This window comes from Streptomyces sp. Y20, from assembly GCF_043195475.1.
GTDB lineage: Bacteria > Actinomycetota > Actinomycetes > Streptomycetales > Streptomycetaceae > Streptomyces.
This window is the reverse complement of sequence record NZ_JBIDDP010000006.1, coordinates 399,618-415,994: the sequence shown is the minus strand read 5'-3', so window position 1 is coordinate 415,994 and position 16,377 is coordinate 399,618. Positions and strand designations below refer to the sequence as shown.

The 16,377-nt window shown below is 74.5% G+C and carries 12 protein-coding genes; 10 read left to right on the top strand and 2 right to left on the bottom strand.

The window, feature by feature from the left end; translation table 11 throughout:
• Nucleotides 1-216: 216 nt before the first annotated feature.
• Nucleotides 217-933: a BTAD domain-containing putative transcriptional regulator gene (locus ACGFT1_RS18550; protein WP_373910045.1), complete on the bottom strand. Its 717-nt coding sequence runs from the start codon at nt 931-933 to the stop codon at nt 217-219.
• A 147-nt stretch (nt 934-1,080) separates the two neighbouring features.
• On the opposite strand from ACGFT1_RS18550, the gene ACGFT1_RS18545 reads away from it, so the two are divergent.
• The 10 genes from ACGFT1_RS18545 to ACGFT1_RS18500 all read left to right on the top strand — a co-directional run bounded on the left by ACGFT1_RS18545 (nt 1,081) and on the right by ACGFT1_RS18500 (nt 14,617).
• Nucleotides 1,081-1,635, top strand: a complete 555-nt coding sequence (locus ACGFT1_RS18545) for a PASTA domain-containing protein (protein ID WP_373910044.1) — start codon at nt 1,081-1,083, stop codon at nt 1,633-1,635.
• 1,600 nt (nt 1,636-3,235) lie between these two features.
• Complete coding sequence (locus ACGFT1_RS18540; RefSeq protein WP_373910043.1) at nt 3,236-3,868, top strand: response regulator transcription factor; 633 nt, start codon at nt 3,236-3,238, stop codon at nt 3,866-3,868.
• A gap of 8 nt (nt 3,869-3,876) precedes the next feature.
• A complete protein-coding gene (locus ACGFT1_RS18535) occupies nt 3,877-4,539 on the top strand; it encodes a LuxR C-terminal-related transcriptional regulator (protein WP_373910042.1) in 663 nt (220 codons plus the stop codon).
• Nucleotides 4,540-4,786: 247 nt separating this feature from the next.
• Nucleotides 4,787-6,088, top strand: a complete 1,302-nt coding sequence (gene ectB / locus ACGFT1_RS18530; RefSeq protein WP_373910041.1) for a diaminobutyrate--2-oxoglutarate transaminase — start codon at nt 4,787-4,789, stop codon at nt 6,086-6,088.
• 79 nt (nt 6,089-6,167) lie between these two features.
• On the top strand, nt 6,168-7,121 hold the full coding sequence (locus ACGFT1_RS18525) for an ornithine carbamoyltransferase (protein WP_373910040.1): 954 nt from the start codon (nt 6,168-6,170) through the stop codon (nt 7,119-7,121).
• On the top strand, nt 7,114-9,435 hold the full coding sequence (locus ACGFT1_RS18520; RefSeq protein ID WP_373910039.1) for a lantibiotic dehydratase: 2,322 nt from the start codon (nt 7,114-7,116) through the stop codon (nt 9,433-9,435). Before ACGFT1_RS18525 ends, ACGFT1_RS18520 begins: the two co-directional genes overlap by 8 nt.
• Nucleotides 9,432-10,985 (top strand): amino acid adenylation domain-containing protein, encoded by a 1,554-nt coding sequence (locus ACGFT1_RS18515; protein WP_373910038.1) that lies wholly within the window; start codon nt 9,432-9,434, stop codon nt 10,983-10,985. The genes ACGFT1_RS18520 and ACGFT1_RS18515 overlap by 4 nt, the downstream gene beginning before the upstream one ends.
• Nucleotides 10,982-11,944, top strand: a complete 963-nt coding sequence (locus ACGFT1_RS18510; protein ID WP_373910037.1) for a threonine/serine dehydratase — start codon at nt 10,982-10,984, stop codon at nt 11,942-11,944. The genes ACGFT1_RS18515 and ACGFT1_RS18510 overlap by 4 nt, the downstream gene beginning before the upstream one ends.
• A 103-nt stretch (nt 11,945-12,047) precedes the next feature.
• A complete protein-coding gene (locus ACGFT1_RS18505) occupies nt 12,048-12,311 on the top strand; it encodes an acyl carrier protein (RefSeq protein WP_373910036.1) in 264 nt (87 codons plus the stop codon).
• Nucleotides 12,312-12,322: 11 nt separating this feature from the next.
• The gene (locus ACGFT1_RS18500) at nt 12,323-14,617 is read left to right on the top strand and encodes a lantibiotic dehydratase (protein ID WP_373910035.1); all 2,295 of its coding nucleotides are present in this window, start codon (nt 12,323-12,325) and stop codon (nt 14,615-14,617) included.
• Between the two features lie 720 nt (nt 14,618-15,337).
• On the opposite strand, the gene ACGFT1_RS18495 is transcribed toward ACGFT1_RS18500, so the two are convergent.
• Nucleotides 15,338-16,324: a TauD/TfdA family dioxygenase gene (locus tag ACGFT1_RS18495; protein ID WP_373910034.1), complete on the bottom strand. Its 987-nt coding sequence runs from the start codon at nt 16,322-16,324 to the stop codon at nt 15,338-15,340.
• Nucleotides 16,325-16,377 lie beyond the last annotated feature (53 nt).

Here is a 16,377-nt window from a genome sequence, read left to right as displayed (position 1 = left end):
CGTAGAAGCACGGTGTGTCGTCCGGTCCGACAGGGATGTGCGTGGAGCCTGGTCGAACCCGTAGAAGGGGTCGGTCACCACCTTGTCGACGCAAGCGGTGTCACCGGCGCATCCCCGGACGTGGACGATCGGCAGTTTCGGGGTCGGTGCCATGCTGCCTCCGGGATCAGCATGTCGAGGCTACGGACGTGGCGTCAGCCCGGCGTCAATCCGGCATCATCCGTCCTGGGGCCGCCACCCGTGGCGGGCGAGCAACCGCGTGAACCGCGGAGACGGCTCGACCCCCAGCTCCTCCCGCAGCAACCGCTGGAACGAGCGATAGTGACGTACCGCTTCGACGAGGTTGCCTTCCGCGAGGTGCGCGGAGACGGCGGCCCGGTGCGCGCTCTCCCGCAGCGGCTCCGTGCGGACGCTCTCCCACGCCGCCTCCAGGGCCAGCGCCGGCCTTCCCTCGCCGACGAGCGCCTCGGCCAGCGCGTCGAGGGCGTGCAGCCGCAGTTGCCGCAGGCGTTCGCGCTCCAGCAGCACCCATTCCTCGTCCCAGCCCGGCAGTAGATCCTCCCCCCGCAGCAGTTCCCGCGGGAGCTGGGCGGTGAGTGGCGGCCCGCAGCCCTGGACGACCCCGAGTGCCGTCTCGGTGAGGGTGTGCACGTCGACGTGGAGGGTGTCGGTGGTCAGGAGAGAGTCTCCCGAGCACCGGATCAGCGGCTGGTCTCCCCGCGGAAGCTTCCACAGGGTGGTGCGCAGGCTGCCCCGGGCGTGATCCTCGGTGACCTCGGGCCACAGCGTCCCGGCGAGGACCGTACGGGACACGCGTCTGCGCAGCGCGACGAAGGCCAGCAGGCGCTGCCCGTTGCGGCACAGCTCGACGGGCTCGGCATCCCGTTCCAGCCGGAAATGGCCGAGCAGTCGCAATTCGGGAGGGGAAGACACCGTGAGCCTCCGGACATCAGTCTCGGCCGGTGCGACCGGGCCGTGCAACTTCGCGGTTTGCGGACCCGTCGGCCGGCGGTCAGACTCGGCAGGGGGATCCACGGAGGCACTGTCTGCCCTCCGGATCGCTGGTGGGAGGACGGAACCATGAGCGTTCTCCGGTCGCGGACGAACGATCCGGCGACCATCTCGTGGGGGCATGTCCAGGTCCTGCTGTGCATCCTGCTGTCCGCGGTCGTCGCCATCGGATTCCTCCTGGTCATCGCCCGGCGCGCGGTGCCGAGCCGCACGGCGTCGTCGAACAGCATCGTGCGCAGTTGGATCGCCATGGCACTCGTCACCGGCCTCGTGGCGTTCTGCGCGGTGTCCTTCGCGGTTCGGGACACCAACCTGCGCAGCACGCTGGTCGGAGCGCTCGCCGCGGCCGCCGGTTCGGCGGTGGCCTTCTATTTCTCCGGCAAGGTCGCCGAGGATGCCCGCAAGGATGTGCTCAGCGCCGCGTTCGGCGGCGAGGAGGTGGTGCCCGACCTGATCAGGTGCACCAGGGATCAGGCCGCCGTGAAGCTGGGCGGGACCACGCTGACGCTCGAACTGGCACCCGGCTCGGGACCGTCCGCGGCACCGGCCGCCATCTCCCGTCAGGACCCCGCCGCAGGAGCGACCGTTCCCAGAGGCACGGCGGTCAAGGTGACGTTCCCTTGACGTTGGTCGGCGCCCTCGCGACCGTCGTGGTGATGTATCGCCAGATTTGGTTGAAACGTCACTTGTTGACGCCAGAAATGCCTGCTGCGGCGCCGGCCTCAGTGGCAGGAGTACGCCACCCGGGTGAAACTCGGGGAAGAGGCGAGTCGCGCCGGCGCAGGTCCGCACCCAACTCCCACGACCTCGAACGAGGCGTTTCCCCATGACTTTCCACGCGACGCGTCCTGCCACCCTGAGGCCCTTCGGCGATTTGCGCGGTCCTCCCGTCGCGGGCCGGCACGGTGGGGGGTGGTGGCGGTGGTGGCTTCCACGGAGGATTCCACGGAGGATTCGGCGAGCGCCGGCCCTCCGGCGGCAGCAGGGTCCGACGGAGACCGATCCCGCGACGAGATGTCACCGGTCGTCCTCGCCGACCTGGTCCGCACCCTGCCCGACCGGGACTGACGGTCCGGCCCGGCCGGTCGCTCGCGGTCAGCCTCACCGGCCCCTCCTGGGAGCCGACCCGCTCCCTGCGCCCACGGATCACCGCCACGCTGCAGCGCCGGCACGACGTCGTCAGTGACGGGCGCGACGACCGCGGTGATCACGGCGACGACCGCGGCGACGACCGGCACGGTCCCCACGGCGGCGGCTTCCACCACTGATGACCGTGACAGGGTCTTCCCTGTCCGTGAAGGTCACCGGGTTCCCTACACGGCTCTGGGTCAGCGGCCAGCGGTGCTGACCTGGGTCGCACGCTTCACGTGTGTACCGGGCCCGGGTACGAGTCAGGCCCGGACGGCCAAGAGGCCGAGCCGGGGCTGAACCCGTACGGGATGTGATCGTGAAGGGCGGTCGCCTACGCGGCGAAAGGCACTGCAGGGCTTCAGCCGGACGATCGTCCCCGCAGGCGATGGATGAGGCCCGGGGACACTGTCCCCTTCACCATCACGCCTGGTTCAACCACACCGGCCCGCAGGACATTCCCACCCCGGCCGACCACGCGGCGGACGCGCGCCGTCCTGCGCGCGTCCGGGCCGATCGAAGGTGACACCGCCCGCCTCAGCGCGTTCGTCGAGGCCCGGCACGTGCTCACGGCCGGTCCCGGCGTGGCACACCCTGGTCAAGAGCTCCCACACCGTCGAGCTGGTGCGCTGCGGCGACCGATGGCTCAATCGAGCACCTGCGCATCGACAGCACCAGGTTCAGCGGCGACCCCGTCGCGGTCCCCGGCGGCTGAGGGGCGCCGTCGCACGAGAGGCCGACCGGCAAGCGGGTGCGGCGGCCCCTCCCGTCGCCCTCCCCGTGCGGTTCCGGGTGACGGCCGCGGCGGACATGGGGGCATCGCCCCCATGTTTCCGCCCGGGGCCCGGCGGTGGACCGGCGGTGGCCGCCGAACCCGGTGGCGGCGGGCGGTGGGGCGGTGCGGACGGCACCTGCGGGCGGCGGGGACGAGCGGGCGGTGAAGGCCGCGGGGACGGCGGTGCGGGTCGGCGGCGGTCGCTGCGGACCCGCACCGCCGTCGGGTCGGGAAAACTGGGTGCCCGCACCCGATGCCGCTCGGGGCCCCGCGGCCGATGCTCTCTCCTGTCGGGCAAGGGCCAATTCCCAGGAGGAGCCGATGGGCGAACCGGTGAGAGTCAGCATCGTCGCGCAGGACCCGATACTGGAGGCCGGTACCCGGATCAGCCTGCAGTGCCACGGCGACATCGCGGTGGCGCTGTCCGGGGAGCGGGCGCAGGTCGCGGTCATGATGGTGGACCGGGTGGCCCCGCAGGTGATGAACGCGGTGCGGGCCGGGCGCGAGGCGGACGAGCGCCTGGAGGTGGTGCTGGTCGCGACCGAGCTGGCGGCCGGCGACGCGGTCCAGGCGTTCGCGGCGGGCATCCGGGGGCTGCTGCGCCGTTCCGAGGCCACCGCCGAGCGCTTGGCGTCGACGGTCGTGGCGGCCGCCGCGGGCGACTGCACGCTGCCGCCGGACCTGCTGGACGGGCTGCTGGAACACGGCCACGGAGCCGGTGCCAGCCGCCCGGGCGCGGGCGGGGCGGCCGCGCCCGGCGGCTCGGCGCTGTCGGACCGGGAACGGGCAGTCCTGCGACTGGTCGCGGACGGCCGGGAGACCGAGGAGATCGCACGAGAACTGTGCTACTCGCCCCGCACCGTGACCACCGTGGTGCACGACGTCACCCGGCGGTTCCAACTGCGCAACCGGGCCCACGCGGTGGCCTTCGCCCTGCGGGCGGGCCTGCTGTGATCGCGACGATGGCGGCCCCCGCCGCGGCCCCGTCCACGGCCGCCCCGGCCGCCACCGCGCCCCGCGCGGGGGTCAGGGTGCGGGTGCGGTCGAGCGACGCGGCGGCGTGCGCGGTGGTGGAGGCCAAACTGATCATCGCGGGGCTCCGGCCGACCCAGGCGCCGGATCCGTCCCCGCAGGACGTGCTGGTGGCCGTCGGCGACACCGTGGAGGGCGCGATCGAGGCCTGCCGGCCAGGCCTGCCGGGCGGTCACGAGCGGCTGCTGGTGGTGGCCGACGTGTTGTCCCGCCACGGCGCCCTGCAAGCGTTGCGGGTGGGCGTGCGGGCCATGGTGCTGTCCGCCGAGGCGACGCCGGAGCGACTGGCCGCGGCCGTCCACTCCGCCCACCGCGGCGAGGGCCGGCTCTCCCACCTGGCGCTGGCCCGCCTGCTCGACGGATCACCGGAGCCGACCGGGCCCGGGCGGCGGCCGGGCGCCCCGACGCTGACCGGCCGGCAGCTGAAGGTGCTGCGGCTGATGGCGGACGGCCACGGCAACGAGGCGATCGCCGCGACGCTGCGCTGCTCCAAGCACACCGTCAAGAACGTGATCTACGAGTTGATGGGCCAGCTCCAGGTCCGCAACCGGGCCCACGCGGTGGCGCACGCCGTGCGCACCGGGTTGATCTGACCCCCGGCCGGCCGTCCCGGGCCCACCCCCGGGCCTGACGGGATGCCGGACCGGCTCGCGGGCCGGACCGGGACAAACGCGCAACGACGCGGCCACGCGGCTGCCATTCGTTCCCTGGTGCCGCGCAACGGTCCGGCGGCACGCTGCTCCTGCCCATGTCCGCCCGGCGGGTATGGCGACCCTCCCTCCACCTGCGGGCACTGTCACGAGCGGCTGCCGCGGGTTCGTTCCCTGCCGAGAGGACCCGATGGACATCGCCGAGGACACCCCGACCACCGGCCAGGAGTCCCAGACGGAGCCGGACGTCAAGATATTCGAGGAGCTGGAGTCGGAGGTCCGGCTGTACTGCCGCAAGTTCCCGGCCGTCTTCGAGCGGGCCAAGGGCGCCGAGCTGTTCACCGAGGACGGCCGGACGTTCATCGACTTCTTCTGCGGTGCGGGGACGCTCAACTACGGGCACAACAACGACTTCATCAAGGCCAGGGTGGCCGGCTACCTCGCCGCCGACGGCCTCGCGCACGGCCTGGACATGTACACGGTGGCCAAGCGGGACTTCCTGACCGCGTTCGCCGACACCGTGCTGCGGCCCCGCGGGCTGGACTACAAGGCGCAGTTCACCGGACCGACCGGCACCGACGCCGTGGAGGCCGCACTCAAGCTCGCCCGCAAGCAGACGGGCCGCTCCGGCCTGGTCGCGTTCACCGGCGCGTACCACGGCATGTCGCGCGGTTCACTCGCGGTCACCGGCAGCCGCCGGGCCCGCCGGGCGGGCGGGGTCACCGGGCAGGACGTCACGTTCGTGCCCTACGAGGACGGTCCACAGGGCCAGTTCGACTCGATCGGCTACCTGGAGCGGCTGCTCACCGACCCCTCCTCGGGCGTCGAGCTGCCCGCCGCGGTGATCGTGGAGCCGATGCAGATGGAGGGCGGCGTCTACCCCGCGAGCGCCGGCTGGCTGCGCGCCCTGCGAGAACTCACCGAGCGGCACGGGATCCTGCTGATCCTGGACGAGATCCAGGCGGGCTGCGGCCGCTCCGGCCGGTTCTTCTGCTTCGAGCACGCCGGGATCACCCCCGACGTGGTGACCCTCTCCAAGTCACTGAGCGGTTACGGGCTCCCGCTCTCCATGGTGCTGTTCAGGCGGGAGCTGGACGTCTGGGAGCCCGGCGAGCACACCGGGACCTTCCGCGGCAACCAGCTGGCCTTCGTCGCCGCCACCGCGGCCTGCGAGCTGTGGCGGCAGGACGCCTTCCACGCCCAGCTCGCCGCCTCGATCGACCACCTGGACCGGTTCCGCGCCGAACTGGACGCGCTGGGGCGGGGACCGGTGACGCGCGGGAGCGGGATGGCGCTCGGCATCGACCTCGGCGCCGGCGCCGGCCCGCTGCGCGCCGAGCGGCTGCAGCAGTACGCCTTCGACCGCGGGCTGATCGTCGAACTGTGCGGCCGCCGTGACGAGGTGGTCAAGCTGCTGCCGCCGCTGACCGTCGATCCCACCGTGCTGGAGCGGGGGCTCGACGTGCTGCGGCAGGGCCTGCGATCCATCTGATGGTCCGTCCCAACTGCTCCCGGGTCCGTCAACCCCTGTCCCAGGCCGTCAGGCCCGTCAAGAAGGAAGGAGACCGCAGATGTCCGGTCCGCTACGCCGACACCTGATCTCGATCGACGACCTCGGTTTCGAGGAGATGCACGGCATCGTGCGGCGGGGCGCCGAGTTCGCCGCCGGCCGCCGCGAGGACGCCCGCCCACTGCACGACGCCGTGGTGGGCGTGCTGTTCCGCAAGACCTCCACCCGCACCCGCACCGCCTTCTCGGCCGGCGCCCTGCGCCTGGGCGGCCGGCTGATCACGTACGGCCCCGGGGACCTGCAGGAGAACACCGGGGAGACGGTCGAGGACACCGCCGCGGTGCTGTCCCGGATGCTCGACGTGCTGGTGGCCAGGACCGCCGGTGGCGAGGCCGAGCTGAGGGCCTTCGCCGCCCAGCGGCGGATGGCCGTGGTCAACGCGATGAGCGCCGCCGAGCACCCCACCCAGGCGCTCACCGACCTCACCACACTGCTGCGCCGGTTCGGGCGGATCGACGGCCTGCGGGTGCTCTACCTCGGCGAGGGCAACAGCACCGCCTCGGCGCTGACCCTGGCGCTGTCCCGCTACCGCGGCACCGAGCTGCACCTGCGCACTCCGCGGGGGTACGGGGTCGAGCAGTACTACCTCGACCGGGCCGCCGAGTACGCGGCGGCCGGCGGCGCGCTGGTGACGCAGCGGCACGACCCGGCCGACCTGCCCGAGGTGGACGTGGTCTACACCACTCGCTGGCAAACCACCGGCACCACCAAGTCCGACCCCGACTGGCGGCGCGCCTTCGAGCCGTTCCGGGTCGACAAGGCCGTCATGGAGACCAGCCCCGGCGCGCTCTTCATGCACGACCTGCCCGCGCACCGCGGCGACGAGGTGACCACCGAGGTGCTCGAAGGGCCCGCCTCGATCGCGTTCGAGCAGGCCGAGAACAAGTACCACAGCGCCCGCGCGGTGCTGGAGTGGTGCGTCGGCGGCGCCCCGGCGGGAGACGGCGATGAGTGAGCCCGTGCTGCTGCCCGGCGGCGGCTGGCGCCTGTGGCGGCACTTCGCGCTGCGCGGACCGGGCTTCCCGGTGACCGGGGTGCTGCGGCTGGCGCCGCGGGACCTGGCCGAGGCGGCCGACCGGTTCGGCGCCGGCGCGCAGCTGGCAGGAGCCGACTGGCAGTCCTTCGAGACCGCCTTCGCCGACGCGGCCGTGGAGACCGCCAGGGAGCTGCAGACGATCGCCGCCCGGCCCGACTTCCGGGCCGCGGTGGCCTGGCAGAACCGCGCCGTGCTGCGCACCGGCATCGCGCCGTTCCTGGCCTGGACGCCGAGCGCGGCCGGCCGGACCAGCATGCCCCGCCAGCGCGAGGAGCTGGTGGCGCACTACTGGCAGCGGTTCTGCGTCAAGAACGACACCATCGGCTTCTTCGGCCCGGTCGGCTGGGCCACCCTCGACCCGGAGCTGCGCGGGGTCGAGGTGGACCGCGGCACGGGCCTGATCAGCCGCTCCGAGGTCTTCTTCTCCAGCTGGTCGATCGACGAGCTGGCCAGGGCACTGGACCGCGATCCGCATCTGCGCCCCTGGCTGGCGCCGCGCCGGCTGCCGTACCTGCGGCTCGGGGAGGCGCAGGTGCGGCTCCCGGGGCGGCCCGCGCAGCCGGTGTCGGAGCTGGAGCGCGAGGTGCTGCTGCGCTGCGACGGGGTGCGCCCGGCCCGGGACATCCAGCGGGAGCTGACCGACCTGGCCGCGCCGGAAGAGGTGGCGGACCTCCTCGACCAGCTGGTCCGCCGGCGCTGGGTCACCTGGCGGCTGGAGATCCCCGCCACCGCCTACCCGGAGCGCCACCTGCGCGAGACCCTGGAGCGGGTCGGGGACCCGGCGGTCCGCGAGCCGGCCCTGGCCGGCCTCGCCGTGCTGGAACGCGGCCGGGACCGGGTGCAGGCCGCCGGGACCGACGCGGAGGAGCTGGTCGCGGCGCTCGCCGCCCTGGAGGGCGACTTCGCCCGCCTGACGCAGGCTCCGGCGCAGCGTGAGAAGGGTGTCAGGACGGCGCCCAACCGCTCCCTGGTGTACGCGGACTGCCGCCGCTCGGCGACGGCCCGGGTCGGCAGCGCGGTGCTGGACGCCCTCACCCCGCTGGAGCTGTGCCTGACCGCCTCCCGCTGGATGACCGACCGGTTCGCCGAGGTCGTCGGCGCCCGGATCACCGACGTGTACCGGCGGCTGCGCGCGCGGCACGGGACGGTGGACCTGGGCTCACTCTGGTTCGAGTGCCTGCCCGCCCCGCACAGCCGGTCGATCGCCGACATCGACGCCATCCAGGCGGAGCTGCGCGAGCGCTGGGCGGCCGTGATCGCCGCCCCCGAGGGTGTCCGCCGGGTGGAGCGGGCCTCGGCCGACATCGCCGAGCAGGTCCACAAGGCGTTCGGGGAGCCGGGCGCCGGCTGGTCGCTGTCCCGCTACGCCAGCCCGGACGTGATGCTCATCGCCGAGGACCTCCGGGCCGTGGAGCGGGGCGAGTTCAGCCTGGTGCTGGGTGAGCTGCACGTGGCGATGAACACGCTGGGCGCCTCGCTCTTCGTCACCCAGCACCCGGACCGCGAGGAGCTGATCGCGGAGACCACGGCGGACTTCCCCGGTCCCCGGCTGGTCCCGATGCTGCCCAAGGAGCTGCCGCTGATCCGCTGGTCCGCGCGCAGCCGCCCGGCGCTGGACCGTCCGGAGGACTACTACGTCGCGCTGCTGGACCACACGGCCGACCCGCGCCGGCCGCGCACCGTCCGCTGTGCGGACGTGGCGGTCGAGGAGCGGGCGGGCCGGCTGGTCGTCGAACTGCCCGACGGCGCCGTGTTCGACCTGCTCGACGTCTTCTGCCACGCGATGACCAACCGGGTGATGGACCGGTTCCGGATCCGTCCGGACGCCGACCACTCCCCCCGGGTCACCGTGGACAAGATGGTCCTCTCCCGCGAGACCTGGCGCTTCGCCGCCGGCCAACTGCCTTTCGCCACCGAGAAGAGCGAGGCGAAGCGGTTCGTCCGGGCCCGCCACTGGCAGGCCGCGACGGAGCTGCCGCGGCACGTCTTCGTGGTCTCTCCCGCCGAACCCCGGCCGTTCTACGTGGACTTCGACAGCCCGGTGTACGTCAACATCCTGGCCAAGGCGATCCGCCGGCTGGCCGCCCGGGACCCGCAGGCCCGGCTGACCGTCTCCGAGATGCTTCCGACCCCCGAACAGGCCTGGCTCACCGACGACCTGGGCCGCAGGTACACCTCCGAGCTGCGCTTCGTCGCGGTCGACCGCTCCAAGCTGCCGGGCGGTGCCGGATGACCGCAGAGCCGACCGTGGAGCCGAGCTACGTCGACGCGATCGCGACGCACGCCGCCGGTGCTCCCGGGGCGCCCGCCCTCCTCACCCCGGAGGGCGTCCTGACGTACGGTGAACTGGTTGCCCGTATCGACCGGTTGGCCGGGCTGCTGGCCGCGCGGGGGGTCGGGCCCGAGCGGGTCTGCGCGGTGGCGCTGGAGCGCGGCCCGCACGCCGTGGTGGCGATGGCCGCCGTCTCCCGGGCCGGTGGTGCCTTCCTCACCCTGGACGTGGACGCGCCGCCGCCACGGCTGCAGGCGATGGCCGACAGTGCCCGGGCCGGCGCGCTGCTCACCACCGCCGCTCTGGCCGAGAAGCTCGAACTCGCCGTCCCCGGGCCGACCGTGCTGATCGACGAGGAGGCCCGGGCGGGCTCCGAAGTCGCGCCGGAACCGGCCGCGCGGACCGCGCCGCCGCAGATCGTGGCGTCCTCGCTGGCGTACGTCTCGCACACGTCCGGCTCGACCGGTACGCCCAACGCGGTGCTGATCGAGCACCGCGGGCTCACCCGCTACCTGCGGTTCGTGGCCCGCGACTACGGGCTGGGCCCGCACACCACCGCACTGCAGCTGGCCCCGCTCGGCTACGACGCGTCCGTCCGGGACACCTTCGCCCCGCTGGTCGCGGGCGCCCGGCTGGTCCTGGCGGACCGCTCGGTGCTGCTCCGGGCGGAGGGGTTCGCCGAGACGGTGCGGCGGTTCGGCGTGGACACGGTGCTCAGCGCCACCCCGTCGCTGCTCACCTTCCTGACCCGGCACGAGACGATCGCCGCGGAGCTGCGCGGGCTGCGGCTGGCCGTCTCCAGCGGGGAGTCGCTGCGGCCGTTCCTCGCCGCCGGCGGCCACCGGGCGCTCGGCGGCGGGCTGGTCAACCAGTACGGCCCGACCGAGTGCACCATGACCTCGACCCGGCTGCACCTGCCCGAGCGGCCGGAGACCACCGCCGACCTGATCGGCACGCCGATCGACGGGGTCGCCATCCGGCTGCTGGACAGCGGGTCCGACCCGGTGGCGGACGGCGAGGTCGGCGAGATCCACATCGCCGGCGCCGGCGTGGCGCGCGGCTACTGCGGCCGCCCCGCGCTGACCGCCGAGCGCTTCCTGCCCGATCCGGCGGGCCCGCCCGGCGCGCGGATGTACCGGACCGGCGACCTGGCCCGGCGGCGGCCCGACGGCAACCTGGAGTACCTGGGCCGCGGCGACCGGCAGATCAAGATTCGCGGCTACCGGGTGGACCCGGCCGAGATCGAGGGCGAGCTGCTCGGCCACCCCGCGGTGACCGGCGCCGTGGTCACCGCGGATACCGACGGCCAGGGCCGCACCTACCTGGTCGCCCACCTCTCCGGGGCACTGGCCGGGGTGACCGACGCCGGGCTCCGCGCCCACCTGGCGCGGACCCTGCCGTTCCACCTGATGCCGCGCCGCTTCGCCCGGATCGACCGGGTGCCGACCACCAGCACCGGCAAGGCCGACCGCCGCGCGCTGAGTTCCCCGCCCCTGGACCGGACGCCGTGACGGCCCTGCCGACCCGGCTCGGGCTGGCGGACGTCCGGGCGGCGGCCGACCGCATCGCCGCCCGGGTGCGCCGCACCCCGCTCCTGGCCCTCGACGCGCTGCCCGGCATCCTGCTCAAGGCAGAACACCTGCAGCACAGCGGCTCCTTCAAGGTCCGCGGCGCCGCCAACGCGATGGCCGGTGTCACCGCGGGCGAGATCGTCGCCGGCTCCTCGGGCAACCACGGCATCGCGGTGGCCCGCAGCGGCCGGGCCCTCGGCGTCCCGGTCACCGTGGTGATGGCGGCCGGGGCCAGCGCGGACAAGGAGCGGGTCATCCGCTCGCTGGGCGCGCGGGTACTGCGGGTGGACGGCGGCGTGGCCGAGCGCGACCGGCAGGCACTGGCCCACGCGAAGCGGACCGGCGCGCTGCTCGTGCCCTCCTCCGACCACGAGCTGGTGGTCGCGGGCCAGGGCACGGTCGGCCTGGAGATCTTCGAGCAGGCGCCCGAGGTCGACACCGTCTTCGTCCCGACCGGCGGCGGCGGCCTGCTCGCCGGCATCTGCCTGGCCGCGCGGGCGGCCCGCCACCCGGTGCGGATCGTCGGCGTGGAGCCGGCCGGGGCCGAGCGGTACGCCCGCTCGCTGGCCGCCGGACGTCCGGTGGCCGTGCCGCCGTCGGCCACCGTCGCCGACGGGCTGCGTGGGCAGCGGCCGGGCACCGTCACGTTCCCGATCGTCCAGGAGCGGGTGGACGCGCTGGTCGAGGTCGCCGACGAGGCGATCCTGCGGGCCATGCGGCTGCTGCACCGGGCGGGCGTTGCCGCCGAGCCCAGCGGCAGCGTCGCGCTGGCCGGAGCGCTCTGTCCGGCGGGCCGCCGGCTGCGCGGCGAGCGCGTCGCCGTCGTGGTGTCGGGGGGCAACACGCCCGCAGCACTGTCCGCCGGGCTGTCGGAGGTTCCCCCGGGCGCTTCCGTCTGACCCCCGCAACACCGCCGGCACCGGGCCGGCGGTACCGCACCGTTTCCCCGACGTTGCGCCAACTCACCCGTACAGCAAGCAGCTACTCACTCGGAGGTACCGGATGACCAGCACGCACAGCCCACAGGTGGCAGCGGCAGAACTGCCCGAGCTGATCGCCTCCTACTACCGGGAGACGCTGGGGGACGACACGCTGGACACCTTCAGCGACTTCTTCGAGGCGGGCGGCGACTCGCTCAGCGCCTTCCAGATCACCGCCCGGCTGCAGCAGGCCGTCGGTGCGGAGGTGCCGGTCGCCCTGGTCTTCACCTACCCGTCGCCTGGGGACCTCGCCATGGTCGTCATCGCCGACGCCGGCCTGAGCTAGGAGGAGGGACCATGGCCGGGACAACCGTCCCGCTGGGGGACACATGGCAGCTGTGGCGGCAGTTCGCCCTGCGCGGGCCGGGCTTCCCGGCCGACGGGGTGCTGCGGCTGGCCGCGCCCGACGTGGCCCGGGCGGCCGACGCCCTGGGCCCGCGGGCCGTGCTGACCGGGCCCGCTTGGAAGGCCTTCGAGGCGGCCTTCGCCGAGGCCGCGGTGGACGGCGCCAGGGAGCTGCAACGGATCGCCGCCCGCCCGGACTTCCAGGCCGCGGTGGCCTGGCAGAACCGTGCGGTGGTCGGCCGCGCCGTGGAGCCGTTCGTGCGGTGGGAGCCGAGCGCGGCCGGCCGGACCAGCGGCCACCGGCAGCGCGAGGAGCTGGTGGCGCACTACTGGCAGCGGTTCTGCGTCAAGAACGACACCATCGGCTTCTTCGGCCCGGTCGGCTGGGGCACCCTCGACCCGGACCGGCCCGGCGTGACGGTCGAGCCGGGTGAGGGCCTGGTGGCCGGGACCGAGGTGTACTTCTCCAGCTGGTCGATCGACGAGCTGGCCAAGGTCCTGGACGCCGACCCGCGGCTGCGCGAGTGGGTCGCCCCGCGCCGCATGCCGTACCTGCGGACCGGCCCGGCGGCGGTCCTGCTGCCCGGCCGGCCCGCGCAGCCGGCCACCGATCTGGAGCTGGCTGCCCTGCGGCTGTGCGACGGCCGGCGCCCGGCCCGGGAGATCCGGCGCGAGCTGGCCGACCGGGCCACGCCGCTGCAGGTCGAGGACCTGCTCGACCAGCTGGTCCGGCGGCGCTGGATCGTCCGCAAGCTGGAGGTGCCGGCCGGCACCCACCCCGAGCGCCACCTGCGGGACTGGCTGGAGCGGGTCGGCGACGAGCCGGCGCGCCGGCGCGGCCTCGGCATGCTGGAGGTGCTCGAACGCGGCCGGGCCGAAGTCGCCGCGGCGGCCACCGGGCCGGAGCTGACCGCGGCGCTGGCCGCCCTGGAATCAGAGTTCCGGGAGCTGACCGACACGGCGGCGGCCCGCGAGAAGGGCAGCACCACCGCGCCCTGCCGCACCCTCGTCTACTCGGACAGCATCAGGGCCGCGACCGCCACGGTCGGCGCCGAGGTGCTGCGGGCGCTGGAGCCGCTGGACCTGCTGATGAGCAGCGCCGGCTGGCTCACCTCCCGGCTGGCCTCCCGGGTGCTGGCACTGGCCGAACAGGTCCACGAGAGGCTCAGCACGGCCGCCGGCGGACCGGTGGACCTGGCGTCGTTCTGGTTCGCCTGCATGCCGATCCTGCACGGTGACGCGGCCGGCGAGGCGACTGCCCTGCAGCGCGAGTTCTGGCAGCGCTGGTCCGCGATCCTGCGCCTGCCGGAGCACGAGGGCAACGTCGCGGTCGCCGCGGCGGACATCGCCGAGGCGGTCCGGGCGGCCTTCGGCGAGCGGTCGGCCGGCTGGACCGCGGCCCGCTACCTCAGTCCGGACGTGATGCTCGCCGCCGACGGCCGGCGGGCCGTCGAACGGGGCGAGTTCGAGCTGGTGCTCGGCGAGCTGCACGTGGCCATCAACACCCTCGGTGCCTCGCTCTTCGTCCACCAGCACCCGGCCCCGGCCGAACTGTTCGCGCAGACCGGCCTGGACCACCCGGGGCCGCGGCTGATGCCGCTGCTGCCCAAGGAGCACCGGGCCCGGCTCTCCACCCGGGTCCGGCACGCCCTGGTCCGCCCCGAGGACTACCAGATCGCCCTGCTCGACCACGGTGCCGACCCGCACCGGGAGCGCACCGTGCCGAGCGCCGAGGCGGTGGTGGAGCGGCGGGACGGCCGCCTGGTGGTCCGGCTGCCCGACGGCGCGGTCTTCGGCGTGCTGGACGTCTTCGCGCACGTGCTGACCACGCTGGTGATCGACCTCTGCCGGCTGCTGCCGGAGGCCGACCACACGCCCCGGATCACCGTGGACCGGCTGGTACTGGCCCGGGAGACCTGGCGGTACCCCGGCGCCGCGCTGGACTGCGCCCAGGACAAGAACGAGGCGCGCCGCTTCGTGCGGGTCCGCCGCTGGCACGCCGCGAGCGGGCTGCCCAGGTTCGTCTTCGTCACCACGCCGGCCGAACCCCGGCCGTTCTTCGTGGACTTCGAGAGTCCGGCGTACGTCAACCTGTTCGCCAAGGCGGTCCGGCGGCTGGCCCGGCAGGACCCGCAGGGCCGGCTGACGGTCACCGAGATGCTGCCCAGCCCGGAGCAGACCTGGCTCACGGACGACCAGGGCAACCGCTACACCAGCGAACTGCGCTTCGTCGCCCTCGGCGACTGACGCCGGCCGGCCGGACGGGCCGCCCCCGACGACCGACCGGGGGCGGCCCGTCACCATGCCACGTTGAGCGGCGAAACACTGACGGACCGCCGGCGCCGGAGCGCCGACGGTCCGTCGGGGAGCGTTTCAGCGAGGTCTGGCAGGGACCGCGTCAGGGAGCGGGCAACCGGGGGTCGGCAGCCGTCCCGACCGCCGCGGCTCGGCCGGTGCACTGGTACCGGGCACGCCGGTCCCGAAGGTCTCCCCCACCGCGCGCACCACCCGGCCCGGTCGCGCCAGGCCTGGTCGCGCCTGCGGGCGGAACGCACCGAGCCGGCAGGAGTCGAACGAGGTGGCCGCCGGGCTCACCCGCGCGCGGGCCGGCGCCGCGCCGGAGGCCGCCGCCCTCGCGGGGGCCGGTCGCAGGCCGGTGCCGAGCGGGGCACCTCGACCGCCCGGTCGTGCGGGCGGACCCGGTCGGCATCGGCCAGGGCCGGCGCCGCGCCACGGCCGGAGCCGGCCCGTGCGGCGGCGGGACGGTGAGCGCCACCATGTCGGGGCCGCCCCGGGACGCCACGGTGCCGACCGGGGCGCCGCGTCCTGCGCCGGCCGCAGGACGCGCGCGGCCGCGGCGTGCGGCTCGCCGCCGGCCACGACCGTGATCAGGACATCGGCGAACGAGACGGTGGCGCTTCGCACGGTCGGCTGCGTGATCGGGTCCTCCCCGCCGGCGACCCGGCGTCAGCCGGTCAGGACGTGGCCGTCGCCGGCCCGGTGGACGCGCGAGCGGCGCAGGTTCTGGGTCGCGAAGGTGCGGTGCAGCCAGCGGTCGCGTCCGTCGTAGCGCGGTGCGAAACCGGTGCGACCGTGCGCGGTCACCCGGTTGTCGACGATCGCCAGGTCACCGGGCAGCAGGTGGTGGGTGAGCGCGTGCGCCGCGAAGAGCCGCTGGAGTTCGAGCATGGCCTGCGCCGCCCGTTCGGTGAGCGGCTCGGTGGCGGCGAAGTCGACCAGCAGGTCCGGGTCCTCGCGAGCGCCGCTGAGCACCGGGTGCGGCCGGGTGTGCGCCGCGGGCAGCGCGAAGGAGGGCGGCGGCGCGGTGCTGAACTCGGGCTGGAAGAGCGCCTCCCGGTGGCTGTCGTCGAGCAGGTGGTGGACCTGCCGGATGGAGGCGGTGCGCAGCCCGGCCACCCGGTCGTGGTCCGCCCGCACGCACAACAGCAGGACGAAGTCGGGGCGGTGCGGGTGGAAGGCGTTCTCGTTGTGGAAGGTCAGCAGGGCCGAGCCCTCGTTGCCCTGGAACTCCTCGCTGCCCGGCACCGGGACCACGTCGTGGACCATCGCGCCCGACTTCTCGGGCCGGAAGGAGATCGGCTCGCCGAGCGTGTGGGTGAGGAGCATCAGAACGGCCGCGGGGACGGTGGCCTCGCGCTGGACGGAGCCGCTGACCATGGGGGTCGGCCCGATCAGCTCCTCGTCGACCGGCAGCCCTCGGATCAGCAGCGTGCCGGCCGGTCCCGGGTCGCGGCCGAAGTCGGCCAGCGATCTGCGCAGGGGGGCGGGCAGTTCGTGGCGGCGCCGGCCGGCTTGGCGGATCCAGGCGGGATCGTCGATCCGTCCGCCCGCGAAGGACAGGAGGTCGGCGGCCAGGCTCTCGACGGCCATGGACGCGCTGGGGTCCAGGGTCACCGCGCTGTCGTGCGAATCCGCTGTGAGGACGGGGGGCATCGGTTCACTTCCTTCGTCGGTGGTACGTGGTCCCGGCCGGGCCCGGAGGCGGA